Source organism: Malaciobacter sp. (genome assembly GCF_055140965.1).
Window position 1 is genome coordinate 100,901 of record NZ_JBSRRO010000001.1, and the last position, 19,370, is coordinate 120,270.

15 protein-coding genes are annotated in these 19,370 nt (G+C 26.6%); 14 read left to right on the forward strand and 1 reads right to left on the reverse strand.

What is annotated here, in order from left to right; genetic code table 11:
• The 13 genes from flgC to ACTCCZ_RS00585 are packed head-to-tail and all read left to right on the forward strand — an operon-like array spanning position 1 to position 18,399.
• Positions 1-462 (forward strand): flagellar basal body rod protein FlgC, encoded by a 462-nt coding sequence (flgC, locus tag ACTCCZ_RS00525; RefSeq protein ID WP_079576898.1) that lies wholly within the window; start codon positions 1-3, stop codon positions 460-462.
• Between the two features lie 4 nt (positions 463-466).
• On the forward strand, positions 467-2,980 hold the full coding sequence (locus ACTCCZ_RS00530; protein WP_079576899.1) for a flagellar hook-length control protein FliK: 2,514 nt from the start codon (positions 467-469) through the stop codon (positions 2,978-2,980).
• Positions 2,980-3,729 (forward strand): flagellar biosynthetic protein FliR, encoded by a 750-nt coding sequence (locus tag ACTCCZ_RS00535; RefSeq protein WP_079576900.1) that lies wholly within the window; start codon positions 2,980-2,982, stop codon positions 3,727-3,729. Before ACTCCZ_RS00530 ends, ACTCCZ_RS00535 begins: the two co-directional genes overlap by 1 nt.
• A 10-nt stretch (positions 3,730-3,739) precedes the next feature.
• On the forward strand, positions 3,740-4,792 hold the full coding sequence (gene flhB, locus ACTCCZ_RS00540) for a flagellar biosynthesis protein FlhB (protein WP_079576901.1): 1,053 nt from the start codon (positions 3,740-3,742) through the stop codon (positions 4,790-4,792).
• Between the two features lie 4 nt (positions 4,793-4,796).
• Positions 4,797-6,791 carry a YfgM family protein gene (locus tag ACTCCZ_RS00545; protein ID WP_079576902.1) on the forward strand — a complete coding sequence of 665 codons (1,995 nt, stop codon included), beginning with the start codon at positions 4,797-4,799 and terminating at the stop codon, positions 6,789-6,791.
• Positions 6,792-6,793: 2 nt separating this feature from the next.
• Positions 6,794-8,098: a flagellar protein export ATPase FliI gene (gene fliI, locus ACTCCZ_RS00550; protein ID WP_409454906.1), complete on the forward strand. Its 1,305-nt coding sequence runs from the start codon at positions 6,794-6,796 to the stop codon at positions 8,096-8,098.
• Complete coding sequence (locus tag ACTCCZ_RS00555; RefSeq protein ID WP_079576904.1) at positions 8,095-9,240, forward strand: flagellin N-terminal helical domain-containing protein; 1,146 nt, start codon at positions 8,095-8,097, stop codon at positions 9,238-9,240. Before fliI ends, ACTCCZ_RS00555 begins: the two co-directional genes overlap by 4 nt.
• Before the next feature lie 12 nt (positions 9,241-9,252).
• Entirely contained in the window at positions 9,253-11,370 is a 2,118-nt protein-coding gene (flhA, locus tag ACTCCZ_RS00560; RefSeq protein WP_079576905.1) for a flagellar biosynthesis protein FlhA, read from the forward strand.
• A 2-nt stretch (positions 11,371-11,372) separates the two neighbouring features.
• Positions 11,373-12,833 (forward strand): BatD family protein, encoded by a 1,461-nt coding sequence (locus ACTCCZ_RS00565; RefSeq protein WP_079576906.1) that lies wholly within the window; start codon positions 11,373-11,375, stop codon positions 12,831-12,833.
• Positions 12,830-13,537 carry an efflux RND transporter periplasmic adaptor subunit gene (locus ACTCCZ_RS00570; RefSeq protein ID WP_079576907.1) on the forward strand — a complete coding sequence of 236 codons (708 nt, stop codon included), beginning with the start codon at positions 12,830-12,832 and terminating at the stop codon, positions 13,535-13,537. The genes ACTCCZ_RS00565 and ACTCCZ_RS00570 overlap by 4 nt, the downstream gene beginning before the upstream one ends.
• Positions 13,524-15,233 carry a molybdopterin-dependent oxidoreductase gene (locus ACTCCZ_RS00575; protein ID WP_079576908.1) on the forward strand — a complete coding sequence of 570 codons (1,710 nt, stop codon included), beginning with the start codon at positions 13,524-13,526 and terminating at the stop codon, positions 15,231-15,233. The genes ACTCCZ_RS00570 and ACTCCZ_RS00575 overlap by 14 nt, the downstream gene beginning before the upstream one ends.
• A complete protein-coding gene (locus ACTCCZ_RS00580) occupies positions 15,220-16,401 on the forward strand; it encodes an MFS transporter (protein ID WP_079576909.1) in 1,182 nt (393 codons plus the stop codon). Before ACTCCZ_RS00575 ends, ACTCCZ_RS00580 begins: the two co-directional genes overlap by 14 nt.
• Positions 16,402-16,419: 18 nt before the next feature.
• Entirely contained in the window at positions 16,420-18,399 is a 1,980-nt protein-coding gene (locus ACTCCZ_RS00585; protein ID WP_079576910.1) for a sensor histidine kinase, read from the forward strand.
• Here ACTCCZ_RS00585 and bioD read toward each other — a convergent pair.
• Positions 18,371-19,003: a dethiobiotin synthase gene (gene bioD, locus ACTCCZ_RS00590; protein WP_079576911.1), complete on the reverse strand. Its 633-nt coding sequence runs from the start codon at positions 19,001-19,003 to the stop codon at positions 18,371-18,373. The genes ACTCCZ_RS00585 and bioD overlap by 29 nt on opposite strands.
• A 60-nt stretch (positions 19,004-19,063) precedes the next feature.
• Between bioD and clpS the strand changes: the two genes are divergently transcribed.
• Positions 19,064-19,363, forward strand: a complete 300-nt coding sequence (clpS, locus tag ACTCCZ_RS00595; protein WP_079576912.1) for an ATP-dependent Clp protease adapter ClpS — start codon at positions 19,064-19,066, stop codon at positions 19,361-19,363.
• Positions 19,364-19,370 lie beyond the last annotated feature (7 nt).

Consider the following 19,370-nt stretch of genomic DNA (forward strand, 5'->3'; position numbering starts at 1 on the left):
ATGGGTTTTTTTGATGGATACAATGTAGCAACTTCAGGAATGAGTGCACAAAGAACTAGAATAAATGTAGTAAGTGCAAATATTGCAAATGCGCAAACTACCAATACAATTGATGGCGGACCATATAAAAAACAAGATGTTGTATTTGAAGAGATTTTATTAAATAAAGCAGAAAAATCAAATAGTAATGATATTGAACAATCAAATAGTAAAAAAAGTGCAGATGAATTAAGAGGAGTTGGCGTTAAGTCAATTGTTCAAAATGATGCAGACCCTATTATGAGATTTGAACCAGCACATCCAGATGCAAATAAAGATGGATATGTGGCTTATCCAAATATTAATCCAGTTATTGAAATGGTTAATTTAATAGAAGCTCAAAGATCATATGAAGCAAATATTGCTTCTTTTAATACACATAAAAATATTGATACTAAAACACTTGATATTTTAAAGGCATAGTATTATGAAAGAAATGGATTTATTATCATCTTCAAAGACTAAGTCATCTTCTGAAAATAGTTTTGGTACTAAAGAAACTAAAGAAAAAAAAGAAGGCCTATCTTTATTTGATTCAATTTTAGCACAAAGCTCAAAAGGCAAAGAAGAAGTTTCTACAAAAGATAATAAATCAATTGAAAAAGAAAAAGTATCAAATACAAAAGGTGAAATTCAAAAATCTGAAAATACAAAGCAAACTGACTCTTCAAATAGTAGTGTAACAAATAAAGAAAAAACAAAAAACGATGCAGAAGTTGATAATAGTGAAAATAGTACTACTAAAGAAGTAAAAAAAGATAATAGTTCGATGTCAATGCTTGATAGAATGATTTTAGAAGCAAAAAAAGCAACAGCTATCAATAAAGAAGATGTAAAAGATAAAGACTCTACTACAAAAAAAGATAAAACTACTCAAGGTGAGCAATCAGGTGATTCAAAGAGTTTAGAATCAAAAGATAATAAAAAAAGTGATACTAAAAGTAGTGATATTTTAAAAGATTTGGAAACAAATCCAAAAAAAGATAAAAATTTGGATGAGTCTTCTTTGACTTCAAAAACAAATACTCAAAAAGAAGAAATAAATCCTAATACAAAAGAAGAATCAGCTGAGAAAAAAGCTAATAAGTCTGAAAAAACAGATGATTTAACTAGCAATGATAATACTAAAGAGGTAAAAAAAGATAACAATAACAAAAATATAAAAGAGTTATTGCAAAATCAACTAGATACAAAAGATATTGAAAAATCAAAACAGAATATAAATAGTGATGAGAAAAAAGTTACTAAAGACTCTTTAGATAAAAATAGTGATAATAAAATAGAAAAAGAAGAAAAAACGCAAACACCAAATAGTGAAAAGTTATCAAAAAAAGATAGTGAAAAAACATCAGATTTACAATTAAAAGATAGTAAAAGTGAGATTAAAATAAATAATGGCTCTTTAGAAAATATAGAAAATGATAAAAAACTTGATAGTTCAAATAGTGATAATAAAACAGAAAATACAAATTTTAAAACTAAACTAGATGGAACTGCTTTAAAAACAGAAGAGACAACTATAAATGTAAATAATATAAAAAAAGATACTAATATAAATACAAATGAAACATCAAAAGAAGTAGATAATAAAGTAAAAATTAGTAAAACAGAAAATGAAAATTTAAATATAGAAAATAGTACGAAAGATACAAAAAAAGATACTAAAGTAGATAATGAAAATATTGAACAAAAACAAAATAATCTACAAAATAGTAAAGAAGTTAAAATAGATAACTCAAAAGAATCAATAGATAATCAAAAATTAGAAATAAAAAAAGAGAATTCAAAAATACAAGAAAATATAAATGATAACAAAAATCAAGTTTTAAAAACACAAGAAAATAAAAATGAAAACTCAACAGAAGTTAATAAAAACTCATCAAATAACACATCTTCTATAACAGAAAATAATACTAAAAATGAAAAAGTAGCACAAGAGCTATCAAAACTTGATCCAAAAACCTCTACAGAGAATAAAAAAGCTGAAGTTCCTTTAGAAAATAAAAACTCATCAAAAAGCTTATTGGAAAAACTAGTTGATGAATCAAAACTTTCAAATAAAGAGATAATTGATTCAAAAAAATTAGAAGTAAATGAACCTCAAAAAGTACCTTTGAGTAATAGAAATGATGTTTTAACAAATATTTATTTAAGTTCTCAAAAAAATAGTATTGCTAATCAATCAATCATAGCAAAACACGAGGGTGTAAAAACTGCTAAAGAGGGTAAAAGTGTTGATGATATAAAAACAAGTGCAAAACAGCTTGACTTGGGTTTACAAGAAACAAAAATTGAATTAAAAGATAATCAACAAAAAGAGATACAAAGAAATAATTTTATAGAAAAACTAACAACAAATAAAAATATTATGCAAGAAATATCAAATAGTAATATTGCAAATTCACAATCAAACTCTTCATCTTCTTCATCGGCTAATCAAGGAACTGATGTTAATATTAATGTTCCAAATAATTTAGCCATGAGTATTCAAAGCAGAATCATAGGAGCACAACAACAAATGTCTTCAATGATGTCTGATGTTGCAAGAAATATGTATGAAAACTACAAACCACCTGTAACTGCTTTTAGAATAAATCTTTTACCAGCGCAATTAGGTTCAATTGCTATTTTAATGAAAAGTGATAAAGATTCAGGTCTTAATATTAGTTTAAATATATCAAATGCAGCAACACTTGATGCCTTTGTTAATAATGAAACAGGCTTAAGAAATGCACTTTTAAAGAATTTTGATTCTGATACTAAATTTAATCTTAATTTTACATCTGATGATAGTACAAGTTCTGATAATCAAGGACAAGATAGTAACTCTTCAAATCAGCAAGGACAACAAAATAGAAGAGAAACACCATCTTCTGCTGATATTTTAAACTCAATGAATAACTCAAATAAAAAATCTGAAGAAAGCTCAAATTATATGTAATGGAAGCCTTTTTATCCTTACTAAATGAAGCTGTAGTAATTAAATTTTTACTACTTCTTGCAAGAATATTATCTTTTGTAGCTTTTATGCCAGTTTATGGTCATAGTGCAGTTAGTCCAAAAATTAGAGTAACTTTTGCTTTTTTTGTTACAATATTTTTATTTCCAATTATTGAAGTAAAAAACATAGTTACTCAAGATATGTTTGTACTTTCACTAATAAGTGAAATAACATTAGGAGCAGTTGCTGCTTTTTTTGTACATATTATATTTTCTGCTGTTAGAATAATAGGGGAGTTAATTGAGTACTCAACAGCTTTATCTATGGCAAATATGTTTGACCCTGCAACAGGGACACAAGAAGGTGTTGTAAATAGGTTTTTATATATGGTTGCTTTAGTGCTTTTTTTTGAAACAGGTATGTATGAAATGACATTTGTTATTTTAGTAAAAAGTTTTTCTATAATTCATTTGGGTTATTTTGATATATTTTCATATGATGGAATACAGATTATTATTGATGAAATAAATAGGCTTTTTGCTTTTTCTTTCTCTTTTGCATTGCCTCTTTTTTTTATTGCATTTATACTTGATTTGTATTATGGTTATGGTACAAGATCAATGCCTGCATTTTCTCCATTTGTTATTACATTTCAGTTGAAGTTTGCAGTTATTTTTCTATTTTTAATATTTGGAATGGAGATTTTTACACACTCTTTTACAAATTTCTTTATAAATAAGTTTCAATAAGGTTTAGTTTATGGCTGATGAAGATGAAAAAACCGAAGAACCCACACCCAAAAAGATTGAAGACGCCAAGAAAGAGGGTAATGTCAATAAATCTATGGAAGTTACAGGTGCAGCAATTTTATTTTTTGGGTCGATTTATTTAGTATTTTTTTCAGGTCATTTTTGGACTCAAATAGAAAAATTAATGCTTTATTCCTATGGGTTTATAGGACAAGAGTTAGATGCTAATATATATTATACATTAACTTATACTATTACTATGACTATGTTATCGGCACTAGCTCCATTATTTGCTTTAGTTTTTCTTCTAACTTTAATTACAAATTGGACTCAATTTGGATTTGTTGTAACTCCTTTGAAGTTTGATTTGCAAAAACTAGACCCAATAAAGGGCTTTGGAAATATATTTGGTTTAAAAAAAGCAATTGAGTCACTAAAGTTAACAATGAAGTTAATTATTATTATGGGAGTAATGGTTGTTATTATTTTGTTAACAGGAGAAGATTATCTTGCAATGATGGATATGTCTTTGCATGCAACTTTAAGCAAAATGATTGATTTAACTGTTATCTTTTTAGCAAGTATATTACTTATTATAATAATTTTTGCTATAATGGACTTTTTCTTTACAAGATTTTATTATTTAAAATCATTAAGAATGAGTAAGCAAGATATAAAAGATGAATTTAAAAATATGGATGGTGATCCTCAAGTAAAGGGGCGTATTAGAAAAATACAGATGGAAATGTCTATGAAAAGAATGATGTCAGATGTTCCAGATGCAGATGTTGTTATTACAAATCCTACGCATTATGCTGTTGCTTTAAAATATGATAATCAAGTAGACACTGCTCCTAAAATGATTGCAAAAGGTATTGATTTTATTGCATTAAGAATAAAAGATGTAGCTAAAGAGAATGATATTCCAATTATTGAAAACCCAGCACTAGCTAGATCTATATATGATCAAATTGAAATATCTCAAGAAATACCAGGTGAATTTTATAAAGCAATTGCAGAGATATTTGCATATGTATTTGAATTAAAAAAGAAAAAGAGGTAGTTGTTTGAAAAATATAATAATTTTATTTTTATTAGTATCATTTTCTTTTGCAAAAAAAGATTTTTACTATAGCTTTATAAACTCTGCAAATGAACAAATTTCTCAAGAAAGAAAACAAGCAATAGCAGATGGTTTTGATATTATTGAAAATGTAAGAATGCTTGCAAGAAAAGGCAAAGTAGATGAAGCCTATGATCAAATAAATGATTTTAAAAATAAAAATAGAATAAAACTATTAGAAACAGATATTTATATATTGTATGCTGAGTTATCACTTAAAAAGAAAACAAAAAGATTTATTCTAGATGCAGTAAAAGAGCTTGAGACTGCTATAAATAGTTCAAAAATAAGAGAAGATCAACTTGCAAAAGCTTATATGCTTTTGGTTGATTTAAAACTTTATTCAAATAAAACTAGTGAAGCAGAATACTTTGCAAATATTATTATTAATAGTTTTAATGATAATGTTACTAAAGCTTATGGAAAAATACATTTAGCAAAAGTCTATAAGTTTCAATACAAATACAATAAAGCTGCAAGAATTTTATATGAGGTGTTGACTAAAACAACTGATATTTTAGTAGCAACAATTGTAGCAGATGAACTTTTTGATGTTTATATTGCAGATAATAAATATGATGAAGCTTATGAGTTAATCTCTAAAGTTTTAGATAAAAATATAGAGTACTATGCAAAAGATTCTTATTTAGCTTTAGATAAAGTAGATAGGCTAATAAAAGCAGAAATGCCAGAATTTGCAGTTAAAATTTTAACTGAATTAATCAAACGAACAGATGATAAGCAAATGGTTGAAGAGTTTAAATATAAACTTGCAAATACTTATATGCTTATGTATGAGGGAACACCAAAGTATTTGATAAAAGCAAGAGAGTTATATGAGGATATTTTAAAAAATTATCCAACTGGTATGTATGTTGATAAAGCAAAAATGTATATTGATGAGATTTATATGAGAGAAGGAAAGATTGATCCAAATGTTGTTTCAAATAAATATAATGAATCTGCATCAATGCAACAAAAAGTATTATTACAAGAGTTATTAAATGAAAAAAGAGATAAAAAGTATGAAACGATACTAAGAAAAAAAAGAGTTTATAGTAAAATCTCAAATTCAATTGCTAAAAGATTTGGTTATGACAATATGAGTGCAATTTTTGATGTGGTTAATATAGAGATGATAAAACAGTATTTATCAGAAGGAAAATGTGCTTCATTAAATACTACTTTAAAGACATCAAGAAGAGAAACTTTACAAAAATTAATAGATGATGAAGAGACAAAAGAAGGATTTTTTCAATGTATGGTTCAAGAACCATATGAAAGAGCATACTTGCTTATGAAAGATGCATTTAATAGAAGTAGAGATGCACAAATATATCTTTATTTGGAACAAATGGCATATAAATTAGGCTTATTAGATGAAGCAATGGGATTTTCTGCAAAAGTAGAAATGGTTGATAATAGAAATGTTTTAGCAAAAGAGTTTTTATATAGATTTTTGATATTAAATGCAAAGAATGAACCAATAGCAATGAAAAGGTTTTATTCTTATGCACAAAATAATAAAGATTATATAAAAGCAAATGAAAATAAACCTATGATCATTGACTTTTACTATCAATATTATCTTTATTTATTAGAGCAAGATAAAAAAGAAGAAGCTTATGAGATATTGACTAATTTGTATAATAAACAAAAAGATATAAAAGCAAGAGTTTATTCTCCTTTTGTTGAGCAAGAATTAGCAAAATATGAGAAAAACAAAAATAATACTCAAAAAGCTTTGGATTATTTACTAGAGGGATTAGATACAAATAGAAAAATTAGACCAAATGATTTAGTAAAATCATATTATGAGGTCATAAAAGCTTATGAAACCTTGGGAAATAATCAAAAAAAAGAAGAGTATGTTAAAAAATGTAAAGAAGTTGAGGGTACACAAGATAGTCTATATAAAAAAATGTGCGATAAGATGTAATGATGGATATTGATAGTTTACTAAATAGCATAGATAGTGCAAACTTATCGATTCCTTTTGGAAGAATAAAACACATAAGTACAACAACAATTGTAGCAACTGGAATTGAGGTTGCAGTTGGGGATATTGTTAAAATTGAATCAGTTCAACACCTTTATACAGTACTTGGAATGATAGCCTCAATTGATGGACAAGATTTTACAGTTGTTCCTTTTTCTTTTATTGAGGGATTTAGAATACATGATAAGGTATATTTACAAAAAGAGGGATTAACAGTTAAGACTGGATATGGTCTTTTAAATAGAGTTGTAAATGCACTTGGAGATCCTATTGATGGCAAAGGTAAGATTAAAGATACTCCTGAAAGTTCAGCAATAAATAAAGTTTCAATGCCTGCATTGGAAAGAGGTATAATTAATCAAAGATTTTCAACAGGTGTTAAGGCAGTTGATTCTATGCTTACATCAGGGAAAGGTCAAAAAGTAGGTATTTTTGCAGGTTCTGGTGTTGGTAAATCAACACTTATGGGAATGATTGTAAAAGGGTGTGAAGCTCAAATAAAAGTTGTTGCTTTAATTGGTGAAAGAGGGCGTGAAATTCCTGAATTTATCCATTATAATTTAGGTGATAATTTAGAAAATACAATTATAGTAGCTGCAACTTCTGATGAATCTGCATTGATGCGTAAATATGGTGCTTTTACAGCAATGGCTATTGCAGAATTTTTTAGAGATAAAGGTCACGATGTACTTTTGATGATGGATTCTGTTACAAGATTTGCAATGGCACAAAGAGAGATAGGTTTAAGTACAGGAGAACCACCAGTAAGTAGAGGTTATCCACCCTCAGTTTTTGCACTTTTACCACAGCTTATGGAAAGAGCAGGTAGTAATGCAAAAGGTTCAATAACAGCATTTTTTACTGTTTTAGTTGATGGGGATGATATGAATGATCCAATAGCAGATCAAAGTAGGTCAATTTTAGATGGTCATATTGTTTTAACAAGAGATTTAACAGAGCAAGGTTTTTATCCTCCAATAAATCTTTTAAAATCAGCTTCAAGGGTTATGGATAAGGTTGTTGATGATAATCACTATAATTACTTTTTAAAGTTAAAAAGGGTATTATCTCTTATAAAAGAGAATGAGGTACTTGTTAGAGTAGGTGCATACAAAGCTGGGATGGATCCAGAACTTGACAATGCTTTAGCTAAAAAAGAGAAGATAAGAGAATTTCTTACTCAAGGCACTAAAGAACAATATACCTTTGAAGATATTGTTCGTATGCTTAAGGAGGTGCTACAATGATTAATAGTTTAAGTGAATCTATTTATAGATTAGATATATTAAATGAGAAATATCAAAATTTAAGTTATCAACAAAGTACTGGCAAAAAAATAGACAATGGAAGTGATGACTCTTTAGTTTTTACAAAAGAGATTTATATTGAGGATAAAGTTTCAGTTTATGAGGGAATAAAAAAACAAATCGAAATAATTGAAGCTCAAAATAATTCAGCTGACTCTTCAGTTGCTGATATTAAAGATTTGATGTCAACAATTAAATCTGAAGTTTTAAGGGCACTTGATGGTACTATGGATGCTGAATCAAAGAAAAGTATTGCTATCAATCTTGAGGGTATGAAAAAAAGTATTCTTCTATTTTCAAATGAACAAGCAAACGGTGAGTATTTATTTAGTGGAACAAATGGTGGTCAAGCTCCTTTTGTAGAAGATCCTGTAACTGGTAAGATTACTTATGAGGGTAATGGATATTTAAAAAAAGTTGCTGTGGAAGAGGGCTCTTATAGAGAAAGAGGTGTTTCTGGCTTTGATTTGATGATGAATACTGTAGATGAAGCAGCAGTTGGAGAAAAATTGAATTTTAGTGAAAATCAAAGAATTGTAGATGAATCTGGTAATGAGTGGGTTTTAGATCCAGGTGTTCCTGAAATAGTTAAGCATACTGAAATGGGTGCTACTACTGAAACTATGCCAGTTACGGAAATTTTACCATCAACTACGCCAAAAACATATGAAACAACTAATCCTGTAGCAATTCCAGGGCAAGTTTTAGAAGCAAAAGAGAATATCTTTGATATTTTAGATACAGGAATAAATGCATTAAGACAAGTTGATTCAACAGGTGCACCTGTAACAGAAGCTGAGGCTATGGATAAATTAAGAGAGACTTTAGAAAATGTAAATAAAGCTTATGACACTATAAATGCAGCTCATACTAATTTAGGTGTTAGAAATAGAATTTTTGAAGTTTCGTTAGAAAAAGTTTCATCAAAATTAACACATTATAATGTGTTATATCAAGAAACTGCTGGAGCAAATCTTGCAAAAGTTGCAATGGAAGCAAAAGCTTTAGAATTAACATATACATCACTTTATACGACGATAAATAAAGCTAATGAAATGTCATTAACTAATTTTATTAGATAGTTTTAGGTTTAAATGAATATAAGAAAGATACTGTCAAAAGATTTATTTGTAGTAGCACTTTTTGTTGCTATCCTTATGATTATTATTGTTCCTTTATCAAAAGGGCTTTTAGACTTCTTCTTGGTAGTATCTTTATCTTTGTCTTTACTTATATTATTGATTTCTTTATATATTCAAAGACCATCTGATCTTACTACATTTCCCACAATTATTTTAATACTTGCACTTTTTAGATTATCTTTAAATATTGCAACTACAAGATCTATTTTAAGTGAAGGTCACAATGGTCCAGAAGCTGTAAGTTCCATAATATCAGCTTTTGGGGACTTTGTTGTTGGTGGTAATATGGTAATTGGTATTATCATATTTGTTATTCTTGTATTAATTAACTTTATGGTTGTAACAAAAGGTGCTACAAGGGTTGCTGAGGTTACTGCAAGGTTTACACTTGATTCAATGCCAGGTAAACAAATGGCAATTGATGCTGATTTAAATGCTGGGTTTATTGATGATAAAGAAGCACAAATAAGAAGAAAAGAGTTGATCTCTGATGCGAACTTTTATGGAGCTATGGATGGTTCTTCAAAGTTTGTTAAAGGTGATGCTGTTGCTGGTATTATTATTACTTTAGTAAACTTAATTGGTGGGCTTTTAATAGGACTGTTTCAGCATGATATGACTGTTTCTCAAAGTGGAGAAATATATACTATTTTAACTATTGGAGATGGTTTAGTAGCGCAACTTCCTGCACTTATTTTATCAACTGCAACGGCTATTATTATTACTCGTTCAAATATGGATGAGGATAGGTTTGCAAATCAATCAATTTTACAATTAGTAAAAGATAGCAAAGCATTAATGCTTGTTGGTATAGGAATGATTCTTTTTGGATTTATTCCAGGATTTCCAACTGGAATATTGTCTATTATGGGACTTTTGATGATGGCTACTAGTTATACTATTTTTATGGTGCAAGAAGAACAAGATAATTCTATTACAAGATTTTTTAAGCCACAAGAAGCTAAAAAAGGTGCTGCTAAAACTTCAAAAAGTGTTGAAGAATTAAAAGAGATGAAAAAGCAAAAAGGACCTGATGAAGCTCAAGCAATTGAAACTATTATGAAAATGGAAGTTTTAGAGTTAAAACTTGGTTTTAGACTTTTACAATTAGTTCAAGGGGATTCAGAGTTACTTGATAAAATTAAAGGAATTAGAAAAACAATTGCAGCTGACTTAGGTTTTATTATTCCTCAAATTCGAATCTCAGATGATGCAAATTTAGCACAAAATGAGTATCAATTGTATTTAAAAAGAATTCCAATAGTAAAAGGGCGAGTTGAGACTGAAAAGCTTCTTGCTATGGGTGGAATTGGTAATGAGAAATTAAAAGGTTTACATGTAAAAGAGCCTGTATTTAATTTAGATGCAACATGGATTTCACCTGAATTAAAAGAAGAAGCACTTATGAAAGGTTTTACTGTTGTAGATGCTCCAACAATAATTTCAACTCATATTTCAGAAACAATTAAAAATCATTCTGAAGATATTATTACAAGACAAGATATTGTTGATATTGTTGATGGATTAAAAAAAGATTTCCCAATAGTTGTAGAAGAAGCTATGAAAGTTACATCTTATGGTTCTTTATTAAAAGTGTGTAAAGACTTACTACATGAAAAAATTCCTATTGTTGATATGCTAACAATAGTTGAAGCAATTGCAGATATTGCAGAGTTTACAAAAGCACCTGATGTGTTACTTGAGCATGTAAGAAGTAAACTTTATAGACTTATAACACAAAGGTTTAAAGATAATGATGGAACACTTCATATTATAACTATAAAACCAGAGCTTGAACAACAATTTATAGGAAAGCTTCAAGAGCAACATGGAGTTTCTCAACTTATGCTTTCTATTTCAGAAATAAATAATCTAGTTACAAAAACAAAAGAGACAATAGAGCAAGTTGAATCAAGAGGATTTGGTAAAGTTGCAATGGTTGTTGATCCACTTTTAAGAAAAAGAGTATCTGAAATATATGAGAAGTTTGGACTTCAAGTGGCAGTTTTATCCCATGCTGAACTTGATTCAAGAGCAAATTTTGCCATTGAGGGAACAGTAGAGTTTTAAAGATGAGAATATTTAAATTTATTACAATTTTAATACTTTTTTTTAGTTTTGCACATGCTAATGTAAAGCTTGATGCAAAATCTTTTTTTATAAAGGGTGAAGCTTATACTTTTTCAATTATTGCAACAGGTAAAGATATAACTTTTCCAAAAATTGAAAATATCAATAAAGAATCAGTAAATACTATCTCTACTCAAAACTCAATAAGTATAATTAACTCTAAAGTAGAAAAGAAAATTATTAAAAGATTTAGCTTTTTTCCTAATGAAGAGTTTGTATTACCAAGTTTTGAATTTGAAATTGATGGAAAAAAATATAAAACAAAAAGTTTAGAAGTAAAATCAAAAAAGATTGAAAAAAGTGATTTCAAATTTGCTGATTTTGAAATTAGTAGTTCTAAAAGTTCAGTTTATGTAGCACAAGAGTTTAAATTAAAAGTAAAATTTAAATATAAAGAAGATTTAAATGTACAAGATTTAAATATATCAAATGCAAATTTTAAAGATTTTTGGTATAAGCAAACAGATAATTCAAAGCAGTATAAAGAAGATGGCTTTATTGTAAATGAGTTAGAGTTTTTACTATTTGCTCAAAAAAGTGGAAAATTAAGAATTGAACCTTTTAAAATTACGATGCAATTACTTGATATTAATTCAAGTAATTTTTTTATGAATAATAACTATATAACAAAACAGATATACTCAAATGACTTAGAAATCGATGCAAAACCACTACCACAAGGTGCTAATCTAATGGGAAGTTTTGATATAGAAACTTCTCTTGATAAAACACAAATAAATCAAGGTGATGCAGTATCTTATAAAATTAAAGTTAGTGGATATGGAAATATTGATGATATAAATGATTTTACATTAGATATAAAAGATGCACAAGTCTTTGAAAATAAAGCTACTATAGATACTAAAATTAAAGATGATAAACTCTATGGAACTTATGAAAAGAGTTTTTCTATTATTCCTAAAAATAGTATAAAGCTTAAAAGCTTAGAGTTAAAATATTTTGACAGTGAAACAAAGAAAATAGTTAGAAAAAAAACAGATAGTTATGAAATTAATGTAAAAAAAGCCAAAGAAAAAAAATCACAATTAATTACTCCTAAAAAAGATAATGTGATTGTAAAAGAAGTTATCAAAACTTCAATAAAAGATAGAGTAGTATTTTTTCTTTTAGGTTTTATTTTTGCATTATTAATAGTTTATTTATATAAGTATGTTATAACTAAAAAATTAAAAAAGCAAAAAGAGAGTACTCTTTTAGTAAAAATAAAATCTTCAAAAACATCAGATGAATTAATAAAAGTCTTGGCTTTTATGATTAAAAAAGATGAAAGTTTAGATAGACTGATTTTCAAGCTTCAAAAAATTGAAAATAATGAAGAGTTTAAAATTTTGAAAAAAGATATTTATTCACTTGTAAAGCAAATAGAAAAAGGAAAAAAATGAGATACTTATTAGTATTTTTTATTAGTGCAAACTTTGTTTTTGCTTCAGTTTTTTATGCAAAACTTGAACCAATCAACAGCTACAAAATAAAGTCAAATGTTAGTGGTAAAGTGATATTTTCAAATGAAAGTATTGAAGGGAAAAAAGCAAATAATTCTTTGATAATTGAACTTGACTCTTATGTTGATAGAGTTGATTTAAAACAAACACAAAATAAATTAGAAGCTGTAAATAGCATGATTGAAATAGAGAGTAAAAATTATGAAAGAATGAAAAGAGTATCTTCAAAATCAGATTTTGAAAAAGATAATCAAAAATTAAAAGTAATAAATTTACAAACAACAAAAGCAGATATAAAAATAAAAATTGCAAATTTGAAAGATAGTATTAAAAATAAAAAGTTAATAGAGAAAAATAATTACATTTATAATATTAATGTAAAAAGAGATGATTATGTAACTCCTGGAACACTACTTTATGAAGCAAAAGATTTAAGTAAAGGTAAACTTGAGATTTTTGTGCCAATTGATGATATTGAAAAAATAAAATCAAAAGATATATATATTGATGATAAAAAAAGTGATATAATAGTTTCTAAAATATATGATGTTGCAGATAGTGAGCATATATCATCATATAAAGTTGAACTTCATTTAAATAATGTAAAAAAATTCTCAAGGCTAGTAAAAGTTGAATTCAAATAATAAAACAATCGCATGTCCACTTGATTGTTATGACACATGTGAAGCTATTGTAGTTGATGGCAAAATTAGAGGAAACAAAGGTCATTTTCCAACAAGTGGAAAGTTATGCGCTAATTTTATTGCATGTTTAAAAGCTGATTATTTACAAACACCTATTTATAATAATAGAAAAATCACACTAGAAGAATCTTTAAATATCTTAGTAGAAAAACTTAAAAATGTTAATGCAAACAATAGTTTATTTTATAAGGGTAGTGGAAACTTAGGTGTTATGCAAAGTAGCTTAAAAAGTTTTTTTGCAAAATATGGCTCTACTTTAACACAAGGAAGTTTATGTGATGGAGGAGGAGGTTTAGGTATTAAAGCCACAAGAGGTGAAGTTGTAAACCCTCCAATTGAAAAGCTACTTGAAGCTGATGTTATTATTGTGTGGGGAAGAAATTTTTCTGTTACCTCTTCTCATATGTATGAATTAGTAAAGAATAAAACATTTATAACAATAGATCCAATAAAAACAGATATTGCAAAAAGATCAGAGTTACACTTATCTTTAAATCCAAAAACTGATTATGAACTTGCATTACTTCTTACAAGATTTGCTTATATGCAAGATATGGAAGATGATGAATTTTGTAAAAAGTATGATACCAGTGAAGATTTTTTTGATTTAGCAAAAAGTCGACCAATAATATCTTATGAAGAAGCAACAGGAGTTAGCTTAGATGATATAAATAGATTTTTTGAAATTATAGAAAATAAAAAAGTTGCATTGGTTTTAGGACTTGGAGTACAAAAGTATTATGAAGGAGCAAATATTACAAGATGCATTGATTCATTTGCAGCTTTTTTAGGACTTCATAATAGCTCACATCATAGTGGAGTTTGGTATTTAAGTAACTCTACATATGGCTATGAAAGTCAGTTTGATACAACAACTAATTTAATAAAAGAAGATGTGAGTGAAATTGACTTTGCAGAGTATGAGTTTGTATTTATTCAAGGTGCAAATCCAGTTGTAAGTGCTCCTAATACAAAAAGAGTTATCAATGGCTTAAAAAACAGTTTTGTTGTTTTTATGGGAACAACTTATAATGATACATGTGAATATGCAGATTTGATAATACCATCTTGTTCTTTTTTAGAAAAAGAAGATATTAGACTTTCATATGGTCACCAATATAAAGCTGTTTCAAATAAAATTAATGAACCATCAAAAGATACCATTAGTGAATATGATTTAACAAAATATTTATATGAAGTTTTTAACTTTGATGGTTTAAAAGATGAAAAGGAAGTTTTAAACTATTATAAAAACTCAAAGGCAAAAGAGTATGTGTTTGATAATTTTGAGTTTATTGATGATATAGAAATTGAACATTTGTATGAGCAAAAATTAGAAAATGAATACTACTTTATAACAGCTAAACAAAAAAGAAGTCTTAACTCATCTTTTAAAATTGATAACTATTTATATTTAAATCCTAAAACAAATATAAAAGATGGAAGTAAAGTTAAACTTCGTTCAAAATATGGAGAAGCAAGCTTTGAAGTTAAATTAACACAAGATGTAAAACCCAATTGTGTTTTATGTTATGCTGGAAATAAAAAAGCAAACTATTTAACACCATATAAAAGCGATGAGACATCTCATAGTGCTATGTATCAAGAGGTCTTAGTATCTATTGAATTACCGTAAACTTTTTAAAGAACACAAAGTAATAAGAGATTTATCTCTTGTACAGTTTATATCTTATTTTGGTGCATGGTTTTCAAATGTAGCAATTTATACAATGCTTGTGAACTTTGGTTCATCTGCTTTAGCCATTTCAGTAGTTACTGCTATGCATTTTCTTCCAGCTGTATTAATCGCACCATTTTCAGGAGCTATAATTGATAGGTTTAAGATAAAACCTTTGATGTTATCTTTGCTTATAATTGAGTTTTTTATGACATTGAGTTTTTTATTAATTGATAGTAAAGAACAAATTTGGCTTTTACTTATTTTTATTTTTATTAGAATGAGTAGTGCTTCTATGTTTTTTTCAACTGAAATGTCTCTTCTTGCAAAACTTGTTAAAGGTCCTACTTTACAAAAAGCAAATGAAATACACTCAATTATTTGGTCTTTTTGTTATGCATTTGGAATGGCTGTAAGTGGAGTTGTAGTTAATTATATTGGAGCAAAACCTGCAATAATAATTGATTCTTTATTCTTTTTATTAGCTATAGTTGTTTTTGCAAAGATAAATTTTGTTGTTAAAGATTCAAAAATTACTGATAAGTTTTTTACCATAATAAAAGATGGTTTTATATATATAAAAAGCAATAAAATCTTGATTCATTTGATCCTTTTACATGCAAGTGTAGGATTAACATCTTTTGATGCACTTGTAACCTTACTTGCAAAAAATGAGTACAAATATGTAATTGCAGTACCCTTAGCTATTGGAATCTCAAATGCAATAAGAGCATTTGCTTTAATGATTGGACCATATTTTTTAGGACGATTTGCAAATAAAAATACATTTTTTTATATTTTAATATTTCAAGGATTTGCTATTGCTTTATGGGCTACATTGCAATTTAATTTTTATTATGCACTTATAGGACTTTTTTTTACTGGATTTTTTACAACAGTTATTTGGTCATATACATATGCACTTTTACAAGAAAATTGCGAAGAGAAATATCTAGGAAGGGTTATATCTTATAATGATATGATTTTTATGCTTTCAAATGTTGTTACAACAATTTTTATAGGTTTAATGGCAAGTTTAACTTCTCTTGATATAATTACTTATATTATTTCATCGATTTTTATTTTAGTTGCTTTTTACTATAAAAAGGTTTTACAATGGCTATAACAAAGCACTTTTTTTATTATGTTCCAAGAAAAAAACTTATCTAAATTAATAATATTTACTCCAATTGTATTAATTATATTATTAACAACTTTAGTTACTTATACACAAGTGCGAAGTACAGAGAAAAAGTTCAATGAAGATATTTCAAGATTGAAAGAAAAACTTATACTTGAAGAAAAGAACAAACTTTCTCAAAAGTTAACTACAATGGATGATTATATTAAGTATAAAAAAACTACTCAAAAACAAATAATGAATGAAAAAATAAAAAAAAGAGTAGAAATAGCTTATGATATTATTTCAAATAAATATAACTCATATACAGGAATAGCTTCAAATAAAGATATAAAAAAAGATTTAATACAAAGTTTAGCACAAATTAGATTTGAAAATGACACATACTATTTTGTTTTAGAAGATACAAAAAAAACTATTATTCCTTATTTATATCCAATAAACAAAAAACTTGAAAATCAAAATATAATAGATATAGAAAATAAAGAGCATCAAGATTTTTTACAAAAATATAGAAAAACTTTTTACAAGTCAAACGAGGGCTTTATTCAATATCTTTTTAAAAAGCCAAACTCTTTATCAAATTGTGAAAAAATTTCATATATAAAAAAGTTTGAACCTTTTAATTGGTTTGTTGGATATGGTAAATATAAAAGTGACATTGACAAGCAAATAAAAGATGAAGTTATTAATAGAGTAGAGTTTATAAAAAATAGCTCAAAACAGACAATAGTTATTTATGATAAAGAGTTTAAAAATATAACAAAAGCAAAATTAGAAGATTTTATTATTTCTGATTTAAAAACAAAAATTAAAAAATCATTTGATTTAAAAGATTTTGAAAAAATCAATTTTTATTGGACAAAGAATTATGAAAAACTAATTGCATATAAATTAATAAAAGATTGGAATTGGATTATTTTAACAACTATTGATTTAAGACATTTAGAAAATAGTATAATTGGTGTTTTAGGTACTAAAAAAAATGAAGAAGATAAGTTTTTAAATAATAGTATTAAAATAGCTTTTTTAGTGATTTTATTTGGTTCACTTTTAACATTGCTTCTTTCAAAAAAAATTGAACTAATTTTTAAAAAATATAAAACAAATATAGAAAGTCAAAAGTGTGCTTTAAAAAATATGAACGCAACACTAGAAAGCAAAGTAGATGAAAAAACAGAAGAATTAGAAAAACTAAATATGAAATTAAAAGATAAGGTTGATGAAGAAGTTTTAAAAAATAGAAAAAAAGATCAGATGTTATTTAATCAATCAAAAATGGCATCAATGGGTGAAATGATAGGAAATATAGCCCATCAATGGAGACAACCTTTAAGTACAATAAGTACAGCAGCAAGTGGAATGTCAATAAAGATTGATTATGATCTTGCAAGTAAAGAAGAGCTAAAAAAAGATTTAGAATTAATAGTTGATACCACACAATATTTATCCCATACCATTGAAGATTTTAGAAGTTTTTTTAAAGCAACAAAAGATAAAGAAAAATTTTGTTTAACAAAACTTATAAAAAAAGATATAAATATAATGAATTCAGCTTTTAAAAATAACTTTATAGAAGTAGTTTATGAGTTTGAAGATGTAGAACTAAATACAATACAAAATGAATTAACGCAAAGTATATTAAATATTTTAACAAATGCTAAAGATGCTTTAAGTCAAAATAGTTCTAAAAATAGATTGATTATTATAAAAACTTTCATAAAAGATAAGTTTGTATTTATAACTATTCAAGATAATGGTGGTGGAATAGATGAAAAAATAATGGATAAAATTTTTGAACCATATTTTACAACAAAACACCAAAGTCAAGGAACAGGAATAGGTCTTTATATGACAAGAGAAATAGTTGTAAAACATCTAAATGGAACAATTAAAGTTAAAAATAAAAACTTCAAGCACAAAGAAAAAGAGTATCTTGGTGCTTGTTTTGAAATTAAACTTCCATTAGATAGTTTAACTTAGGAAAATACTCTTTTAAAAATGGTAAAGAGACTTCATTGAAACTATCTTTATCTTCATATAAATTTATGTAAAAATCAAAATCTATATTTTTTTGTTTTAAAGCATTTATACTTAATAAAGTATCATTGATACATCCAAGTTTACTAGGAGTTATAAGTATTGCATGGGCTTGAAACTTTTTTATTAAATCAATTATAAAAATATCTTTATCAATTGGAACCATAAGTCCACCTGCACCCTCAATTATAAGTACATCACACTTTTGTTCTAGCTCTTTTTTCTTTTTTATTAAAAAATCAAAATCAAGAACAACATCTTTTTTTGCTACATATGGGGCTGCTGGAAGTTCAAACTGATATGGAACCACATCATTAATATCAAAATTAAAATCTTTATTTAAGCTTTTTACTAACTCAAGCATAGCACTACCATCAAGAGGTTTATCTTTTACCCCTGTTTCAAAAGGTTTGAAGTATCCTACCTTTAGACCTAAACTGTTTAAAAACTTTGCAAATTTTTTACATGCATAAGTTTTTCCTACATCTGTATTTGTTGCACTTATAAATAAACTTTTATTTAAATAGTAATTTTTATCTTTTATCATTGTAATTTCTTTTTTGGTATAATATTTTATATTTAATATTTTATCGAAAAAAGGTTTGAAGTGGCTAATGAATTTGAAGTAGAGTTAGATAATGATATACAATTGGAAGAACCAAAGAAGTATAAAGTGTTTTTATTAAATGATGATTACTCTACAATGGATTTTGTAATAGATGTTTTAGTAAAAGTTTTTAGAAAAGGTCAAGAAGAAGCAGCACAAATTATGTTAAACATACATAACAAAGGAAAAGCTTTGTGTGGAGTTTATACCCATGAAATTGCTGCTACAAAAGTTGCACAAGTTACCAAAATGGCGAGAGAAAAAGGCTTTCCTTTAAAAGCTTTAATGGAAAAAGAATAGGAATATA

Excerpts from the sequence above, each read along its gene's own strand:
- flgC (WP_079576898.1), top strand. The coding sequence starts at position 1 with ATGGGTTTTTTTGATGGATACAATGTAGCAACTTCAGGAATGAGTGCA.
- ACTCCZ_RS00530 (WP_079576899.1), top strand. The coding sequence starts at position 467 with ATGAAAGAAATGGATTTATTATCATCTTCAAAGACTAAGTCATCTTCT.
- ACTCCZ_RS00535 (WP_079576900.1), top strand. The coding sequence starts at position 2,980 with ATGGAAGCCTTTTTATCCTTACTAAATGAAGCTGTAGTAATTAAATTT.
- flhB (WP_079576901.1), top strand. The coding sequence starts at position 3,740 with ATGGCTGATGAAGATGAAAAAACCGAAGAACCCACACCCAAAAAGATT.
- fliI (WP_409454906.1), top strand. The coding sequence starts at position 6,794 with ATGGATATTGATAGTTTACTAAATAGCATAGATAGTGCAAACTTATCG.
- ACTCCZ_RS00555 (WP_079576904.1), top strand. The coding sequence starts at position 8,095 with ATGATTAATAGTTTAAGTGAATCTATTTATAGATTAGATATATTAAAT.
- flhA (WP_079576905.1), top strand. The coding sequence starts at position 9,253 with ATGAATATAAGAAAGATACTGTCAAAAGATTTATTTGTAGTAGCACTT.
- ACTCCZ_RS00565 (WP_079576906.1), top strand. The coding sequence starts at position 11,373 with ATGAGAATATTTAAATTTATTACAATTTTAATACTTTTTTTTAGTTTT.
- ACTCCZ_RS00570 (WP_079576907.1), top strand. The coding sequence starts at position 12,830 with ATGAGATACTTATTAGTATTTTTTATTAGTGCAAACTTTGTTTTTGCT.
- ACTCCZ_RS00585 (WP_079576910.1), top strand. The coding sequence starts at position 16,420 with ATGTTCCAAGAAAAAAACTTATCTAAATTAATAATATTTACTCCAATT.
- bioD (WP_079576911.1), bottom strand. The coding sequence starts at position 19,003 with ATGATAAAAGATAAAAATTACTATTTAAATAAAAGTTTATTTATAAGT.